This window comes from Nioella sediminis (assembly GCF_001879695.1).
In the GTDB taxonomy this organism is placed as follows: Bacteria; Pseudomonadota; Alphaproteobacteria; order Rhodobacterales; family Rhodobacteraceae; genus Nioella; species Nioella sediminis.
The window spans coordinates 1-813 of record NZ_MNBL01000198.1; the positions used below are offsets into that span (position 1 = coordinate 1).

Sequence of the window (813 nt, forward strand, 5' to 3'; positions counted from 1 at the left end):
TGAGCGCAAGGCAGGTGCCGGCGCGAGTCCTGAACGCGTTGTTCACTCCACGGTGCGCCTGATGATGTGTCGGAGCGGGAGGTGTGAGATCACCCATCCTGCAAAGACCTCGGCACCGCACGAGAAGTGATCTCGCGCCAGCTTTCGGAGTTTCAGTGCCGCCACTGGATCCGATGGACGCGGAGAAATGTGGAGTTTCTGGACGTGCTGAGCATCGCAAAACTGGTTCATTTCGAAGCGGTACAACAGTGCACTGCAGACCGGTTTCTCTCAGTCCGAAGGAAACTGGAAATCCGATGAAGTGCAGAGAGCAGAATTGCAAAGAATATGATCTCTGATAGGGTCATCCGCATTTGTTGACTATTGGACACGAGCGAGGGGCTTATGAGCGACTTTTCCTATGTATCATTTGGAGTCTACTTCACGAACGATGGTACGTTTGTCTTCCATCAAACAGCCGGCGGTACGATCACCGACGCAGACAATGACGATGAATTCGAGACGCTTGACACCTCTCCTCAGGGTACTTTCGAGGGAACGACGACCATCAATGGCATCACCGCACCTGTGTTCCAGTCCGGGGGGTCATCCTTTGTGTATTTCCCCAGTGATCCGGGCAACCTTGCAGGGACCAACTATCACACGAATTTCACTGCCAGTTCATTTGCCTTTTGTTTCCTCGCCGGGACGAGCATTGGCACAGCGACCTGTTCAATTCCTGTTGAGAACCTTGTGATCGGAGACGAGATCATGTGCCTCGATGGCCGCGCCGTGGCCGTTAAGTGGATCGGACGCCAGACGGTTTCCACCCGC

The 813-nt window shown here is 54.2% G+C and carries 1 protein-coding gene; it reads left to right on the top strand.

The window, feature by feature from the left end; translation table 11 throughout:
- Positions 1-384: 384 nt before the first annotated feature.
- Positions 385-813: Hint domain-containing protein (locus BKY26_RS19785; RefSeq protein WP_193600222.1), on the top strand; the 429-nt coding region annotated here is incomplete at its 3' end.